At 48.5% G+C, this 17074-nt stretch carries 13 protein-coding genes; 4 read left to right on the plus strand and 9 right to left on the minus strand.

Annotation, left to right across the window (positions count from 1 at the left end; translation table 11 throughout):
- Positions 1-97: 97 nt before the first annotated feature.
- The 7 genes from JMI88_RS20895 to JMI88_RS20925 form a co-directional block, all read right to left on the minus strand.
- On the minus strand, positions 98-1009 hold the full coding sequence (locus JMI88_RS20895; protein ID WP_236022989.1) for a carbohydrate ABC transporter permease: 912 nt from the start codon (positions 1007-1009) through the stop codon (positions 98-100).
- 59 nt (positions 1010-1068) lie between these two features.
- Positions 1069-2058: a carbohydrate ABC transporter permease gene (locus JMI88_RS20900; protein ID WP_201363917.1), complete on the minus strand. Its 990-nt coding sequence runs from the start codon at positions 2056-2058 to the stop codon at positions 1069-1071.
- 76 nt (positions 2059-2134) lie between these two features.
- Complete coding sequence (locus tag JMI88_RS20905; RefSeq protein WP_201363918.1) at positions 2135-3373, minus strand: glycoside hydrolase family 125 protein; 1239 nt, start codon at positions 3371-3373, stop codon at positions 2135-2137.
- A 285-nt stretch (positions 3374-3658) separates the two neighbouring features.
- Complete coding sequence (locus JMI88_RS20910; RefSeq protein ID WP_201363919.1) at positions 3659-4789, minus strand: GntR family transcriptional regulator; 1131 nt, start codon at positions 4787-4789, stop codon at positions 3659-3661.
- 246 nt (positions 4790-5035) lie between these two features.
- Entirely contained in the window at positions 5036-5419 is a 384-nt protein-coding gene (locus JMI88_RS20915; RefSeq protein ID WP_201363920.1) for a hypothetical protein, read from the minus strand.
- 337 nt (positions 5420-5756) lie between these two features.
- Positions 5757-8369 carry a type I pullulanase gene (gene pulA / locus JMI88_RS20920; protein ID WP_201363921.1) on the minus strand — a complete coding sequence of 871 codons (2613 nt, stop codon included), beginning with the start codon at positions 8367-8369 and terminating at the stop codon, positions 5757-5759.
- A gap of 333 nt (positions 8370-8702) precedes the next feature.
- Positions 8703-9635 carry an N-acetylmuramoyl-L-alanine amidase gene (locus JMI88_RS20925; RefSeq protein ID WP_201363922.1) on the minus strand — a complete coding sequence of 311 codons (933 nt, stop codon included), beginning with the start codon at positions 9633-9635 and terminating at the stop codon, positions 8703-8705.
- Between the two features lie 427 nt (positions 9636-10062).
- Between JMI88_RS20925 and JMI88_RS20930 the strand changes: the two genes are divergently transcribed.
- The gene (locus JMI88_RS20930) at positions 10063-12252 is read left to right on the plus strand and encodes an alpha-galactosidase (RefSeq protein ID WP_201363923.1); all 2190 of its coding nucleotides are present in this window, start codon (positions 10063-10065) and stop codon (positions 12250-12252) included.
- A gap of 204 nt (positions 12253-12456) precedes the next feature.
- Here the strand turns inward: JMI88_RS20930 and JMI88_RS20935 are convergent, their stop codons facing one another.
- Complete coding sequence (locus tag JMI88_RS20935; protein ID WP_201363924.1) at positions 12457-13044, minus strand: GNAT family N-acetyltransferase; 588 nt, start codon at positions 13042-13044, stop codon at positions 12457-12459.
- Positions 13045-13254: 210 nt separating this feature from the next.
- Here JMI88_RS20935 and JMI88_RS20940 point away from each other — a divergent pair, with 210 nt between their 5' ends.
- Positions 13255-13701: an OsmC family protein gene (locus tag JMI88_RS20940; RefSeq protein ID WP_201363925.1), complete on the plus strand. Its 447-nt coding sequence runs from the start codon at positions 13255-13257 to the stop codon at positions 13699-13701.
- A 131-nt stretch (positions 13702-13832) separates the two neighbouring features.
- On the opposite strand, the gene JMI88_RS20945 is transcribed toward JMI88_RS20940, so the two are convergent.
- On the minus strand, positions 13833-14783 hold the full coding sequence (locus JMI88_RS20945) for a hypothetical protein (protein WP_201363926.1): 951 nt from the start codon (positions 14781-14783) through the stop codon (positions 13833-13835).
- Between the two features lie 422 nt (positions 14784-15205).
- On the opposite strand from JMI88_RS20945, the gene JMI88_RS20950 reads away from it, so the two are divergent.
- Positions 15206-15802, plus strand: a complete 597-nt coding sequence (locus JMI88_RS20950; RefSeq protein ID WP_201363927.1) for an RNA polymerase sigma factor — start codon at positions 15206-15208, stop codon at positions 15800-15802.
- Complete coding sequence (locus JMI88_RS20955; RefSeq protein ID WP_201363928.1) at positions 15799-17064, plus strand: HEAT repeat domain-containing protein; 1266 nt, start codon at positions 15799-15801, stop codon at positions 17062-17064. The genes JMI88_RS20950 and JMI88_RS20955 overlap by 4 nt, the downstream gene beginning before the upstream one ends.
- Positions 17065-17074: the final 10 nt, after the last annotated feature.

Below are 17074 nucleotides of genomic sequence, written 5' to 3' on the forward strand. Positions count from 1 at the left end.
ACAACCTCTCCTCAAAAAATGAGATCGACAAATGAAATGGGTCGCGATTCGGTCAACATTAACCAGCGATAAAAAGCGAAAACGGCGTATAGCTTCTTTACTTTTGCGTCATCGAACTACCCAGTGAGCCAAGTCCCTGCATGAAATATTTCTGAGCCAGGAAAAACAGGATCAGAGGTGGAAGCATGTAGAACACATTGGCGGCCATAAAGTAGTTGTATTGCGTGGTCGCGACGCCAGCGAATTGACCCGCAAAAGAAGCCATACCCAGGGAAAGAGTAAATTTTTCATCCGAAATCAGGTAGACCAATGGCGAGAGATAGTCATTCCATGATGCCTGAAAGGACATGATCGCCATCGTAATCCAGATTGGACGCGTCAGGGGTACTATAATCTTCCAGAAAATAGTCCAGTGATTGGCACCATCCAGTTTGGCCGCCTCGTCGTACGAGTACGGGATGGAGAGTGCATACTGATAGAACAGGAAGATGAAAAATGGATTCGCCAGCCAGGCGGGCAGAATTAATGGAAGCCAGGTATCGTAAAAGCCCATATTAATGGCCAGGCGTACTATCGGGATCAAGCCGATCAGCGGCGGCACAAAAATACTGCTGATAAACACATAGAACCAGATGCGACGACCTGGGAAATGGATGCGCGATAGACCATAACCTACCAGCATCGACGTAATCACGCTACCAACCGTATTCACCACAGCAATAATGGTCGAGTTCATAAACAGCAGCGGAAAATGAATCTGAGCTGGTCCCAGAATAAAATTTTCAAAGTGAAACTCATTAGGAATAAGTCTTGGCGGCAATTCATGGATTGCACTATTACTTTTAAGCGCAATCGTGATCATCCACAACAGGGGGAAAATCATCGAAATCGATAGCAGTATGCATAACGCATACCAGGCAATTTTCCCTATCAGATGGCTAGCCTTACGCTGCTCCGCTGATGGCATCTCATTCCGCTTCTTTACCGGCATATGAGCTATAGTACTCATGTATTATCTCTTCCTTTCCAGGGATAAAACCATTTCACCCGTAATCATCCTGATTACATTTAGTCAGCGTTCTCTGCGTAAACCCACATTGATGAGGTACGGAAAGTCAGAGCAGTGATCGCTAAAATGATAATGAAAAGGATCCACACCTCTGCCGTTGCATAACCAAGCTGAGGAAAGGCGCCCTGAAAGCCATCGTTATAGATCTTGAACATAAAGAGATTGGTAGCAAAGTGCGGACCACCACCGGTCAATACTTTGGCCTGATTAAAGGCCTGGAACGCTGCCGTCAGTTGCAAGACCAATTGCAGGAAGAGAATAGGAGAAATCATCGGCAAGGTGATACGGAAAAATAAGTTGAATGTTCCGGCTCCGTCCATCATGGCCGCTTCATACACTTCTTGCGGTACCGCCTGCAGGCCGGCCAGGAAAATAATCATCGTCCCACCCACACCCCAGAGGCCAATCAACACAATGGAAGGCATCGCCATCTGCTCGCTACCCAGCCACATACTTGTGGGCAGATGCAAAAAGCTCAAGGCCTGATTCGCCAGGCCAAACAGTGGATCATATAAATATTTCCACAGCGTCAGTACAGCAATACCAGGCAAGACCACTGGCAGATACATAATGGTACGGAAGAGCCGAACACCTGGCAGCGACCGATTGAGCAATACCGCCAGCAATAAGCCAAGCACCAGCGTCGAGGGCACGCTCAGTATCCCAAAATAGGCCGTTGCACGCAATGAAGGCCAGAAGGCAGGATCTTTGCTAAACATATACTGGAAATTCTTCAAACCAATCCAGGTAGGATCGTTCAAGCCATTCCAATCGGTAAAAGCGTAGTAGGCAGAAAAGACCAGTGGATACGCAATAAAGAGGCCAAACCCAATAATCGATGGCATAATAAAGAGGTAGCCTGCAATCACATCTCCACGGCGCCATTTGTACTGGCGCGCACGACCGGTTTTGGGGGAATGGGTACCACCATTGGCTGAAGCGCTTGTGCTGCCTGTTCCTGCACCCACACCTTGCACCTGTGTCTTCATTGAACACCTTCTCTCATGTCATGTCTTTTAGCATCGTTAATGCGACCACAAAGAAAATACACCCACAGCGAGATAGCTAGAGGGGCGTATTCTTTGTTATCCAGCGGTAGATAAACTCTCCAAACAGACTGTTGGCCCAGGCAAACCATGAACGGGTATAGCGCTCAGGCTCATCGGGATGGAAGCTTTCATGCATGTATCCGGTACCAGCCGTTGTGCTCACCAACATCTGAACCAGTTCCGCCACTTCTTGCGCGTCAGTAGCAGTGAGTCCCTGCATTGAAAGCGCGATCGGCCAGATATAGCCATGAGGTGTATGAGGGCTCCCAACACCGCGCGCCTGCGTACCACTGAAATAGTAAGGATTAGCTGAGCTCAGAATAAATTTGCGCGTGTTGCGGTAAATTGGATCGTCCGCAGTACAGTAACCTAAATATGGCAGCGAAAGGAGGCTTGGCACATTGGCGTCATCCATCAGGTTATAGTTGCCATAACCATCGGTTTCATAGGCATAAATGGAACCGTAGACAGGATGCTGCACAATAGCGTATGTCTGAATGCCAAAGTTGATCTCTTCACGCAAGCGAAGCGCCCGGGACGCCAGCTCTTCATCCTGGTACATCGAACGTGCATATTCAGCCACATACTGGAGTACAACCACTGCAAACATATTGGCAGGCACCAGGTAACCAAATTTACAGGCATCATCACTGGGCCGGAAACCTGACCAGACCATGCCAGTAAAGTTGCAGCGCGTCCCTCGGCCCTGGAACGGCAAAGTATCAGATGCAGCTCCATTGGTACGTTCAAAATAGTAGGGCGATTGTAGCTCATGCTGTTGTTCTATACACATGATGTCCACAACACGCTGCAGCATATGGTGCAACGTGTTGTTAAAAATATAACTGTCCTGGGTACGAACCACATACTCATGCAACAAATAGAGGGGATAGCACAGGGAGTCAAGCTCATATTTGCGCTCCCATAACAACGGGGTCATCTCGGTACGGTCCTGTGGAAAACCTGACCCACTGGCATCGCGATTAAACGCGTTCGCGTAAGGATCGTGCAAAATATATTGTGCCTGGCGTTGAATCAAACCGCGCACCAGACGCTGTACGTCTTTATCATCTGCTGCGATAGTAAGATACGGTTTGACCTGGGCGGTAGAATCACGCAACCACATCGCAGGGATATCACCCGTCACCACAAAGGTCGTTCCATCATCTAAAAGCTCTACAGTGGTCTCGAGTGTATTTAAAATGCAGCGACTAAAAATCGCTTCCAGCTGAAGCTGATCCTGCTGCTGAAGCATTTCTCTGGTTTCCTGCAAACGGCGGTGCAAGATAGTATATCGTCCTAAAGTTGATTGATATGACAACATCATCACCAAATTTCAATTCTCTTCATCGGGCAAAAAACATGACTTAACACATAAAGACATTTATTGACATCTATGTGAAGCCAGGCAAAGGTATGGCTGTCACCATTGAGAAGCTAATGCATTCTTTCTTATTGAGAATATAACATCATTATGTTTAATATGTCAATATATCAATAGACCAAAAACGCATATCAACTACAGCAGGCGTAGAAAAAGCTAATCTACTCGCACAAGGGTATAAGGAATGACAGAGACAAGGGGCTCATCCTGGCCCTGAATTTGCCCAAAGAGAATATCGATGGCCTGCTTTCCCATCGTTATTTCATCTTGTTGAATATGAGTAAAAAGCGGGGTATTAAATAACTGTTCCGGATAATCAAAACAAACAATCGTAAGTTGGGATGCTTTTTGTGGATCAAGTGCAAGCAAGGCATGCCTTAAAAGCATGGCCTGGCTATATTCGCAAGTGAAAAACGCCGTAATCTCGGGATTACGCTGAATAAATTGCGTCAGTTCTTGCTGGCTGGCGAAGACATCCTCCTTGCGATATACGGCAGGCAACGTGCTGACGAAGTGGGTAAACCAATAATTCGAGTTTAACGGTACCCCATGGTCAGTTAAAGCGGCAGAAAAACCCTGTAGACGCTCATCGATACTTGAAGTATTTTCCAGCGGCGGCGAAACAAAGGCGATATGTTGATGCCCCTGCTCGATCAGGTATGTAGTAAGGTCATAGGCAGCCTTGCGATTATCAGTATAGACCGCGTGAGCAGCTACACCTTTGAGATATCTATCTACCAGTACGACAGGAAAATTATCTACCACGAGCTTGAGAATTTTAGGATTATAATAATCGCCATGCACAGGAAAAATCACCAGGCCATCCACACCAAATTGTAGAAAAGCCTCAATGGCCGCTTCTTCTTCTTCGCGCTTGCCATAGGTGCGCTTCAGAAGCATATGCATCTTATGTTGAGAGCAACACTCCTCAATAGATTGTAAGAGGCGCAACCCATAGGAATCCGCTACATCCTCGATAATCACACCAATCAATAAATGATCATCGTGCGTATGTTCGCGTGAGCCATGAAAGACATCAGAGGAAAGAGGATGGGCGGAGTCCTGTAGATCAGGCAACGTTTGTACAACGAAAGTGCCCTTGCCACGAATACGCTCAACTAACTGCGCCTGCATCAAATTTTCCAGCGCTTTCTTAGAAGTAATACGGCTGACGTTGAATTGCTCCGCCAGTTCCTTCTCCGATGGAACTCGATCTCCCCCCTGCAATCTTCCGCTTTTAATCTCATTTAACAAATACTGATATACTTGCTCATAAAGCGGCAACATCGTTTAAAGCCTCCTCATTGTTCGATCGATCAGTTGATATATTAATTATATCAACTTTAGATGAAAAAGGAATACCCTCCATGTCCAATTCAAGCCAGTACCATGAATATTCCTCATGAAAGTAGATAAAATGGAAAAGAAGTTACTTCGATTGAAAGCAAAATGAGGGGAAGCCAGTGCATCCCTGCACCTGAAGGAGATTTAATCCTTTAATTACTAATATCTAATAGCAGTTTTAAAGTCATTTCACGATGCAGGATATGCCGAGGGACGCCGACGGCCCTGCAGGTCCTCAGTTACCAACAATATAATCAATAGTACTTCAATAAGTTTGGTCACATATCCAATTGACGCAGATGGCAAACCTATCAGAAACCACATAAGAATGGTGATCGCCGTATACGCGATCAAGGCGTAGTTGATCAGGCGGTGGTAGGCAAACAATTGCGGAAGAAACAATGCGATCAGCAGAACAAGGTAGCCGATACAGTTGAGGATAAACCAGGTACGCAAATCTTCGCCTGGCTGGACCGCCTCATAAAGATGAATCAGCGCTGTTGCCAGGGTACACACAGCGATGCCAATCTGGACAGGACCGATATGCATCCGTGTCTGTGTCATTTGAGTCATGTTGTACTACTCCTCTCTTTTAGCAATGAAACGACAAATCGCTCACTATCAACAACCACATCTTCCATTGTCATCACAACCACATCTGCTCCCACTACCCATCTATCAAAAAAAGAGAGCACATACAACGCAAGAATGCGTTTAGAAGAAAACCGGGTACACCATCTTTCGCTATGCCACTGACGCAACTCATTTATTAAAAAATGATGCAATAAGCAAATTACTATATCATGTTCTTATCACATTGTACATGCATTGCATAATTTCGACGATGCCCTGCCTGAAAACGTCTCGGGCTCCTCAGAGGAAGAGGAACCCGAAACATAGGGGACGATGGTTAGTTCTGGTAGAGCACCATAGTGGTGATGGGTGGGACGGTGGCACTGGTCGTTACCTGGCCAGGTACCTGTTGTCCCATTGTGTTTTGTGTGCTGACAATGTTCCAGTTGCCAGCGGGAAGTGCAACATTGGCAGCGGCCTTGTTAGGATTGTAGACGACCATGATATTTTTCCAGCTATCATTGTTAGCATGGTCCTTGAGCATGAAAGCCACAGTGTTGTCCGGGCTGCTCAGGAAGACCAGATTGCTTTTAATCTGATCTGCAGTCGTCATGCGGAAGGCGGGATGGCTGGTGCGCAGTTTGATCAGGCCCGCGTAGTAGTTAAAGACATCTTTATGCTGCTCTTTCAAGGACCAATCGAACTGGTTGACGGCGTCGCCGGCGTTATAACTATTGTCGTTACCGCCTTTTGAGCGCAGCATTTCCTCGCCGCCCTGCATAAATGGAATGCCCTGCGAGGTCATAACGACGGCCTGGGCCAGTTCATCCATTTTGATGCGATCTGTGACGCTATCATTGGGATTACTAGCAGCGATTTTATCCCACAGCGTCATATTATCGTGGCAGGTAATATAGTTGATCGTCTCGCGAGGGGAGGCGGTAAAGTCGTTAATACTACCTTCCACACCTTTTTTGATCACATCTGTCAGGCCGGTCGCCCCGGTAGCATAACCCTGAGCGGTTTTGTCAAAGACGTTGCCGTCCAGGCCATTGCGCAGGTTATCGTTAAACACAGCAAGGTTGAGGCCTTTTTGCTGGCCCTTGGTGAGCAGTTGATTGGCGGGCAGCGAAGATGTTCCGCCGGTCCAGGGCTCGCCATGAATGAGAATACCAGGATTGATTTCGTGAAGTTCAGTTGAAATTTTCTTCATGGTATCCACGCCCAGGAGAGCCATCAAATCGAAGCGGAAGCCATCAACATGATATTCATTGACCCAATATTTGACCGAGTCGAGAATAAATTTCTGTACCATCGGGCGCTCAGCAGCGATTTCATTTCCAACGCCAGAGCCATTGGTATAGGAGCCCGAGAAATCTGTGCGATAGTAGTAACCCGGGACAATCTTATCGAAATCGCTTATTTTAGTTGTGAAGGTGTGGTTGTATACCACATCCATGATCACGCCAATGCCCTGTTTGTGCAGGCTCTGCACCATTTGTTTAAACTCAGTGATGCGAGTGGTACCATGAGGAGTGGTAGCGTAGGCACCTTCAGGTACATCGTAGTTGCGCGGATCATAGCCCCAGTTATACTGGTTGGGATTATTTTCGTCGATACTGGCAAAGCCATAGGCGGGCATGATTTGAACGTCGGTAACGCCCAGTTCCTTCAAGCTATCAACGCCAGTTGAAACGCCACCAGGTCCCTTTGTACCCTGTTCAGTGAAGGCAAGGTATTTACCGTTATTTTTAACGCCCGAATTCGGATTGATGGTGAAGTCACGCGTATGTACTTCATAGATAACCGCATCTTCAGGATGGGCCGGTGTTTTATGCGTATCGAAACGCCAGCCAGAGGGATTGGTATCATGCAAGTCGACAATCATAGTACGAGTGGCATTGACAGCAATCGCCGTTGCATAGGGATCAACCGCTGTCTGCGTCTGCCCTTGAACAGTTACCTGATAGAGATAGTACCAGTTCTTCAGATTACCGCGCACGTGTACCTGCCACGTACCTTTGTCGCCTTTGTGCATCGCCACCGTTTTAGTAAGCGGCCCACTCTCACTGTTAAAGAGTTGCAGCTTGACATCTGAAGCAGTCGGTGCCCAGACGCGGAACGCTGTCGAAGACTCATCATATTGATTGCCAAGGTCATCACCCTGGTAGGTGTACTGCGGAAGATTTAACACGTTGCGAGGGATAATCGTTTTTGTGTTAACAAAGTCTTTCAGCTTGACATCTACAATATGTGTGACATCTGGAACGCCATTCAGTTTAAGGGTCACCAGATCAGATTGAGTGGTTTTGGTGGGATCATAAGGCGTCACGCTATTAACAGAGATCGATTTATTGCTCGTGGTGTCGACGACACTGGCATCAGCTGGGGAATAAGGAAAATTAATCGGAGTTGATAATTGTGTCACCACAGTCTGATTATCCTCTAAAAATGCATTTACGACATGCGGCTTGCGCGCTTCAAGCGCATCATTTAGCGTCGTATAAACATTGGGATCGCCCGATACGAGCCAGACTTCACCCCGACCATTGGTGATATTGATAAAGCGATCGGCATCAATATCTTTTTGTTCCCAATTGCCTTTACGTACAATAAAACCGACCCGGGCAGTTGCCACAGTCTGATTCGTGTCAGGCGGAATCGATAGATTAGCAACAGCCCCATAGCTGTCCTGAGAGGTAAAATTGTAGCTTGCTCCATTGTGACCGTTGCCGGCAGTATCAATAGTCCACATCCATAGATTCCATTGATCGTAAGTATTATCTGGTCGGAAATAATGGACGGTCACAGATACATTAGGAACTGTTCCTGCCGCTTTAACGGGCGCCGATTGGGCAAAGATGGCCGTCGTCATCAGCAAGAGCAGCATAGTAGTAAGACCGGCTTTCAATACTTTTTTAGCATTGAAGCCTTTCACTCCAGTGGTCATATGTTTTCCTTCCTTGGAAATACTGGTGGTAGGATCGCGTTATTTTCCTCGTAAGAGAGGCAAAAAAAGGAAATAACGCCAGACAATGATCCCGATATCCCTCTGCATTAAAATAGTGGCTAATAAAATGTTGACATGGCAACTGTTCACCAATCAACCATACTCTTACTAGAAAATACCATCTAAAGCTCTAATTAGTCAAGATTATGGCAATTATGTATATATATGCACAAAGGATTCTCAAAAGCTACCGAGGCGAAAAAAAACGTTACTGCAGTAGAATGACATATGCAGGTAAGAGGAGAACCAGTCTGGCCCTCCTCTCTATGGGCTTTAGATCTCGGACAGGGCATGAATCTGAGTTAGTTTAGCAGACAGATTATGGATCAGCGCATTTGAGCGTTGCAGCAAGAGTTGTTGTCCCACCCCAGACTCGATATGTAGCAGATAACACGGACCGTGAATAGGAGGAGCATCAATTTTGCGCTCGGGGTCAAACGCGATAATCGCTCGCTCGCAGGGTACAATCGCAGTATTTGGATATTGGGGCAGGCGTATTTCATTGGCAAGAGGAAGACCAAAGATAGATGGGCCACCATTGCTACGATAGAAAATCAGAATTGCCCCCTGTAACATGACACCATTTTTACATTTCCAGGTCCCATTACCACCATCAGTAAAGAATAGCCTGACAACTGGATCATTTAAATCGAGCATCTTCTTCTTCTTACCCTCCAAAAATGTCCACAACTGCTCCCAGGGATAGTTTCCTGGGCAGCGACTGCGATTGATAGGATCAAGCGAAAAATGGCCGGTAATACCACCCTCAGCATCAGCTATCCGCATAGGGATGCCCCAACGCTGACAAATATCGTGCACAAGCACAAAGCTGGCCAGCTGTTGTGGACCGGTCAAAGCATCTGAATTATCAAGAGATGGTTTGCAATGCTCAATAGCAATAGTGAGGAGATTAGGATTGATAGACACGTTCCAAAAACTATCGTGTCCTTTGGTTAACAGACCATTGGCCCAGGCGCCATCTCGTTCAGAAATACATTGTACGAGAGTGCCATCCTGGCCAATTATGTAGTGACAACTGACAGGATTAAGCGTGCCTTCTGTCGAGGCAAAGTAAGCGGCAATGTCCTGCGCACGACGGCCTCCGGCCGACCCATGGATAATGATATAGCGCGGGGGTACACCATTACGATTGGCAAAAAAGTTGTTATTGGGAATCACAATGGCACCATGTTGCTCTGGAAGCATGTTCACCTCCGTTCCACCACTTCTTCACGTCAGACTTCCATCCCCAGGCCTATTCGATCCAACCTGCATATGCCATTAACGAAGTTATTAAAAGTATAGCACAAAAGGTGGATAAATTCAGCATCTGAAATTTTTCCTGATTTTCAGGTGCTCTCTTGAGGGCGGGCGCATACGCGCCCGAGCTGTTTTTATTTATTGTTGCGACAGGTGCGCGGTGCGCACCTGTCGCAACAATAAATAAAAGGTATTTAAGCTCAGAATATATTTTATGCGGTGCTCAATGTGCATCAACTTATAAAATAGGCTCGGGCACGCATGCGTCCACCCGTCAGGGGCGACCATTGACAGGTTGGGGTAGAAACGCTACCTTATATAAAAGTGATTATACTTATACTACATAAGTACAAACAGAAGGATAAAGTTCCACATGCAAACCAATCAGATTATCCAGAAAGTTGCGGCTGGGATACACCAGCAGCCTGACAATAAGAGCTGGTTGCTAGTAACTGAACATAGCACCTATGCGCTGGGAGTTAGCGAAGAGGGTTTACTCCTGCAACTATATTGGGGAGCACGTCTGCCTTTCGGTACCGATATAGCTGCAGCCAGCTTACCTGCGGAGCGGAGTTCGCAGGATGTCGCCCTGACGCTGGCGCCTGAGGTATATCCTGTCCTGGGAGGATTACGTTTTGGGGAGTTCGCAGCCCAGGCGGTGTTCTCCGATGGTACACGCGATATCGATTTACGCTTCGCCAGCGCAGAGGTTGGGGAGCAACAAGAACTACCAGCATTGCGCCTGCATTTGCGCGATGCGGCTTATCCATTAGAGGTTATGCTCACATATCGGGTCGACATCAAAAACGACTTGATTATCCGTTCAGCCAGTTTCCATAATCTGGGCAATGAGAAAATTCTGTTGGAGAGGGCGTTTTCGGCCGTCTGGCATCTACCACAGCAGTTCGCTCCGCGCCGTCTAACCACGCTGGCCGGTCACTGGGCCGGAGAGAGCCGCGTCCAGCAACAGCCAATCGTAGCGGGTTCGGTGCAGGTCGAGTCGCGCAAAGGGACCACAGGCTCGACGGCCTATCCCTGGTTTGCCATCGATACGCAAGCCACTGAACAACAGGGAGAGGTTTATTTTGGCACCATCGCCTGGAGTGGCAACTGGAACCTGCGTATCAGTACGCGCATCACCGGCGAAACCGCGATCGCCGGTGGTATTCATGAGCATGATTTTGCCCGGGTGCTGACCGGACAACAAAGCTTTAAGACGCCTGATTTCGTAGCTGGCTTTGCCAACGACGGCTTTAACGGTAGCCGCCACCGTCTCCACAACTATGTGCGGCAGCATGTATTGCCCCAGCCACAGGCCAGTCAGCCACGGCCGGTCCTCTATAATTCCTGGGAAGCCACTACCTTTGATGTCAATGAAGAGGGGCAGAGCAAGCTGGCCGAGCGCGCAGCGGCACTAGGGGTTGAACTTTTTGTGGTAGATGATGGTTGGTTCCCGGCACGCAACCATGACCATGCCGGACTGGGTGACTGGCGCGTCGATCCCCAAAAGTTTCCCAATGGTCTGCAGCCACTGGTTAATCGCGTACATGAGCTGGACATGCAATTCGGCATCTGGGTCGAGCCGGAAATGGTCAATCCCGATAGCAATCTCTACCGGGCCCACCCGGATTGGATCTATCATTTTCCCACACGTCCACGCAGCGAGGCGCGTAACCAGCTCGTGCTGAATGTTGGTCGCCAGGATGTACAGGAGTATTTGATTGATCTGCTGGACAAACTAATTGGCGACCATGGCGTCGATTTTATCAAATGGGATATGAATCGCCCCATTTCTGAACCCGGCTGGCCCGAATATGTCGCCGCTGGCAACAATGGACGCGAAATCTGGGTGCGCCACGTTGAGGGCGTCTACACCATCATGGATACGCTCCGGGCGCGACATCCCAAACTGAGCATCGAATCTTGTGCGAGTGGCGGTAGCCGCGCCGACCTGGGCATCCTGGAGCGCACCGACCAGATCTGGTCCAGCGATAACACCCATCCCGATGCTCGTCTCTTCATTCAGGAGGGCATCTCACATATTCTGCCAGGCCGCGTTATGGGTGACTGGGTAACCGACACCCCCAGCGATCGCGTCCAGAATGAAATACCGCTCGCATACCGCTTCCACGTGGCCATGATGGGCATGCTCGGAATCGGAGGCCATCTGATGCACTGGAGCGAAGAAGATCTGTCAGAGGCCAAACGTTGGATCGCCATCTACAAACAGATCCGTCCACTGGTGCAGGATGGTGATCAGCACTGGTTGCTCTCACCGAGCGCTACAGCGGGGAACTGGGCCGCCGTAGAAAGCGTGGCGCCCGACGCCACCGAAGCGGTCGTCTTCGCCTATCGTCGCACCAATCCTTTCTGGGAAACCACCCCCAGGCTGCGCCTGCAGGGCCTGCAACCTACCAGCAACTATCGTGTACAACTCATGGGGATTGTTGACGCAGAAGCGCAGGAATATTCTGGAGCCGCACTAATGCATCAAGGTATTGCGCTTCCGCTGGGACGCAGCTCTTACGCCAGCTGCATTCTGCACCTACAACAAATCTCTTAAATAACGCGCCCCCTTGCGGGCGTCCGCATACGCGGCCGCACCTTGATTTAGAGTGAGTTGGCTGCGGGGCGCTGGGCGCCCCGCAGCCAACTCACTCTAAAGAATTTTGAGCGCCGAAGGCGCGTACAGTCAGGGGCCGAAGGCACAAAAGCCTGATTTGCCAACACAATTATAGCGACCATATAGCTGAAAAAAAATGCATCCTTAACGCATTTTCTTTTCCAGTTGCGCTTTAACGTGCTCCCATTCGGTATTGATAATGCTGTAATAGACCGAATGGCGATAGTAGCCATCGGGCATAATCATATGATTACGCAATACCCCCTCTTTAACTCCCCCAATCCTTTCAATCGCACGCTGGGAACGCAGGTTGCGACTATCGGTCTTCAGTTGCACGCGAATAGCCTGTGCCTTCTCAAAAGCATGGCGCAACAATAAATATTTACACTCGGTATTCACGCCCGTACGCCGAAAAGCAGGCTCAATCCAGGTCCAGCCAATTTCCAGACCATAATCTTTTGGCGTAATGGCCATATAGCGTGTTGAGCCAATAGCGCGCCCGCTCTGCTGATCGATGATCGCGAAGGGCAAAGCTGAACCAGTCTGCTGTAAATGCAAGGCTTCGGCAATCCACTGCTCCATTGCCTGCTTAGAAATACTAGGATTGACCGGCATATACGCCCAGGTCTCAAGCTCCTGGCCCGCATCCAATAAATCCTCAGCATGGCTCAACTGTAGCGGCTCTAAACGCACCACGTTTCCCGTTAATGTAACGGGCTCAATCTGCATCATAAATGCTCTAGCATCCTTTCCACTCAATAGCTCAAGCTGATTATAAGTAATTTCCAGACGCATGCGAAGGTCCACTTTGTGGATTGCGAGCCATACCACTATCCGCGACACCAACGCTGATAGGTGTGAACATTGATATAAGAAAATCGTCTATATAAACAACCAGTTACTCCACAGAACGTAAAGATTATCAAAGGGGAACACACATCGATGAAGACCACCATGAATGTACAGGCAACGCGAGGCGCGGGACTCACCTTTGCTATCGACACAGGTTCTGGCCATAGCATGCTATTAGATACAGCCGATCTTGCTCCAGAAGAGAGCGCGGGACCCTGCCCGACCGAATTGCTACTTGCGGCACTGGCAGGCTGCGCGGGCATGGCCATCACGCCAATCTTACAAAAAATGAAGCAATCTATCGAGACCTATACCATACAGGTTAGCGGAGAAAAAACACCACAACCACCATATATCTTTCACACCATTACAGTCGAGCATCATTTTAGCGGACCCGCCATCAGCGAGGATGTGGTGCAGCGGGCGCTTGAGCTGGTAGAAAAACGATACTGCTCCATAGGTGCTATGCTCAACGCTGATGTGCATGTCACGCATATCGCCCATATTCACCACACAGATGCTCACGGCAATGCCTGAAAATCAGAGAGAAATGAAAAAAAACCGTAAGGACGTTGTAAATTGATTAGAAACCGCTCCCCAATCGCTTTTGGGGAGCGGTTTCTAACGATAAGTATGCAGCGCCCGCAAAGGGTGCACCTACAATTTATCTAATTTGTCACAGTAAAATGTACAACCTGGGCCAGTTTGCCATCACTACAGTTGGAAGTGTGGCACCAATATATCTCGGCCGCACCTTGATCGGTAGGCAGATAATATTTCGCACCAAAATAGCCCACGGTTTCTTCTTTATCCAAAGCCAGGGGATCATCCTTCAAAATACTCTGACTCCCTCGATAGAAGCGCACATTCACCCAATCCTTCTCTTTCGTAATATCATATTTGGTAGGATCGAGGTTGAAGGTGACATAGATCGCCTCATTGATTTTAAAGGTTGTTTTGATCGTATCTGCCTTTGGCTCCAATGTTTTAGCATCAACAGCCCCGGCCGTCTGTGGATGGATAATAATAGATGCAGCCAGTGGGTCAATCGGATTACCCGATGGCGAAGTATTGGCCTGGGTAGTAGGGGTCACAGCAGGTGTCGGCGTAACCGCTTTTGTCGCGACAGCTGTAGGCGTGGAGTCTGTTGATGTTAGCCCGCCAAGTTTGTTGGCAAAGACCACCGAACCAATACAAGCAACGACCAGCACCAGCGCCACAATACCAATAATCAGGCCAACCCGTGATTTCTTGGGTGGAGGTGAATAAGGCGTCTGAGGACCGAGAGCGCCGGGATACCCACCCTGCTGGAAATTATTCGCAGGCTGATTATAGGGTGTTGAAGGATATTGTTGACCCGGCTGATTATACGGTGTCGATGGGTAATTCTGATTATACGGCGATGAACCAGACTGACCCGATTGATAGGGACTATTGTTATAATTAGGGGGTGGTGGCACTGGCGCACTACCATAATTAGTCGCGGGTGCTGGTCCCGCATAAGCAGTCGGTGCCAGCGGCTCCTGTGGATTGACATCTGATGCTGGTACAGCAGAACCACACGAAGGACACGCATTAGCTCCAGAAGGAAGGGGCGCTCCACATACACGACACTGCATATACTTTCTCCTCACCTTAGGCTTTTCAATATAACTAAAGATAAATTCAAGAACATAAGGGCGACGACAACATACTAGCCCACGCCGTATCGTTCTAAAGAAGCACGATTTTCGCCACAATATATAGATGCTTCTCAGTACATTTGTCACTCATTGGACTCAATCCAGTGAAAGATTTATATTCAGCCCACATCATACAAACGAGCAACTCATATAAAATTTAACGATGAATATATAGACGTCCAATAAAGTATTAACTCCAATTATAAAAACCATTGCGGCAAAGTGCAACCATCGGTAAGAATTTTGGTATTTACCAAATGAAAAGACAATATCCTGTTAGAAAGGACGCAACAAGGTCAGATGAGCTGGATACAGCTAAGCATGATGCCAATAATGCTGACTACGTTGGATAAAATGCCATGAACTTGCGGGAAGAAGATTTGCCGCGATTGCTTGCTGCCGATCTGCACCACTATTTTCAGCAACTGGTTTTGCACTATCAGCATCGTCTCTATACCTTTGCCTATCGTTTGTCCGCGAGCCAGCAGAATGCAGAAGATATTGTGCAAGAAGCTTTTGTGAATGCGTATGTTTCGCTAGAAAACTATACGCCTGAACGTATACGTACACTAAAATTACAGGCCTGGCTCTATCGTGTGACCTTGAATGTCTATACACATTCATTGCGCCGCGCACGCCTGCACGTTGTGCCGCTGGATATCACGGAAGATAGCGCTATGCTGGAAATCTTGGGTCGTCCGGAAGAGCACCCAGAGCTACTCTTCGAGCAAATGGAACAGCGCCAGGAATTAGCAAGCCTGCTTGCTCAATTACCAGAAAAATACCGTATCTGTATTACCTGCTACTATTTCGAGCATTTCACATATCAAGAGATCGCAGATTTACTGGATCAGCCTCTTGGAACAATAAAGTCCTCTGTCTCACGCGGGATACGTCAGCTGCGTACGCTCTTCGAGACAACATCACAACAGGAGGGAAGAAAGGAGAAACAATGAATCCACAAGATCCCAATCCACAAAACATAAAGGCCGACTGGTCCGTCCCAAAGCAAGCTCCTGATACCCTTCTTGCCAATGTGCTGGCCCGGCTAGAACAACGACAGCCTTACCTGCAGTCAGATCTAGCGCTTACAGAACAGCGGGCCGGACTTAACCATCCCGCCTGGGAAATACGCGCCGCCGCAGTACGCACACTGGATGGAAAAAATGATGCGCTCACCCTGGAGTTACTGCAACCAGCATTACAGGATGAACATCGCCTGGTGCGGGTCGCAGCCTTGCGAGTATTGAGCCATATGAAAAAAAATGCCCCGCTGGAGTATCTGCTACAAGCACTGTCGGATAGCGATTGGGAAGTACGTGAAATGGCAGTGCTGGCCCTGGGAGAGCTTCATGCACAGACACCGGATCTGATCCCTTCCCTGCTGCGTATAGCTCAACACGATCCCGATGGAGTAGTCCGCGACGCGGCCCAATATGCTCTCACCTGTCATCAGAGCGAACAGACATCCGAGGCAGTCACTATCTCGTCCAATCCTTCCGCTATCAAGGAGTTGAAAACAGCCAGGATAAGCCCACGATCCTTATACATAAAAGACATTGGCAAGAATATAGGGAATGCGTGCTGGCATCATGTCTTGCTGCTGCAAAGGCAGCGCGCATTGCTGCATAAGAGCATCTGGCTCTGGTCGTTCTTGATCATTCTGTTCGGTACCGTGTTGAGCATTATATCGCTACAGAAATTGGGCATGCACAACAATGCCACCCTCTACCTGACCCTGTTCGCCTGTATTTCCGCCAGTTCGGGAACCGCCTTCCTGTATGGTGGAGAGAATGACGCGGGTTTAGAGCTAACCATGGCGACCCCCACGTCGATACGTGCCGTGATGTTGTTTCGATTTCTGCTGCTCGTAAGCTATAACTTACTCTTCTCCCTGCTGGCATCCGGCATCCTGGCCCTGCTGCACGGCGGGGACATCTGGGGAATCATTCATCTCTGGCTTGCCCCCATGGTACTGTTTGCGATGACGGCTTTCGCTATTTCGTTATTGATTGGTTCCTGGGTCTCAGCGCTGATTACACTGCTCATCAATGCCTCACGGGCACTGGTCCTGCACGTTGATCAAAGCACGACCAGTATCTATCTGGCCTCGCCCGCTAACTGGCAGATCAATCCAATGTTCTTTGTTGCTGCCGCAGGCTTATTGCTGGTAGCGATCATCTATGCGCCCCGGCAACCACGCCTGGCGGAGATCTGATATCTGATTG

Source organism: Dictyobacter formicarum (assembly GCF_016587435.1).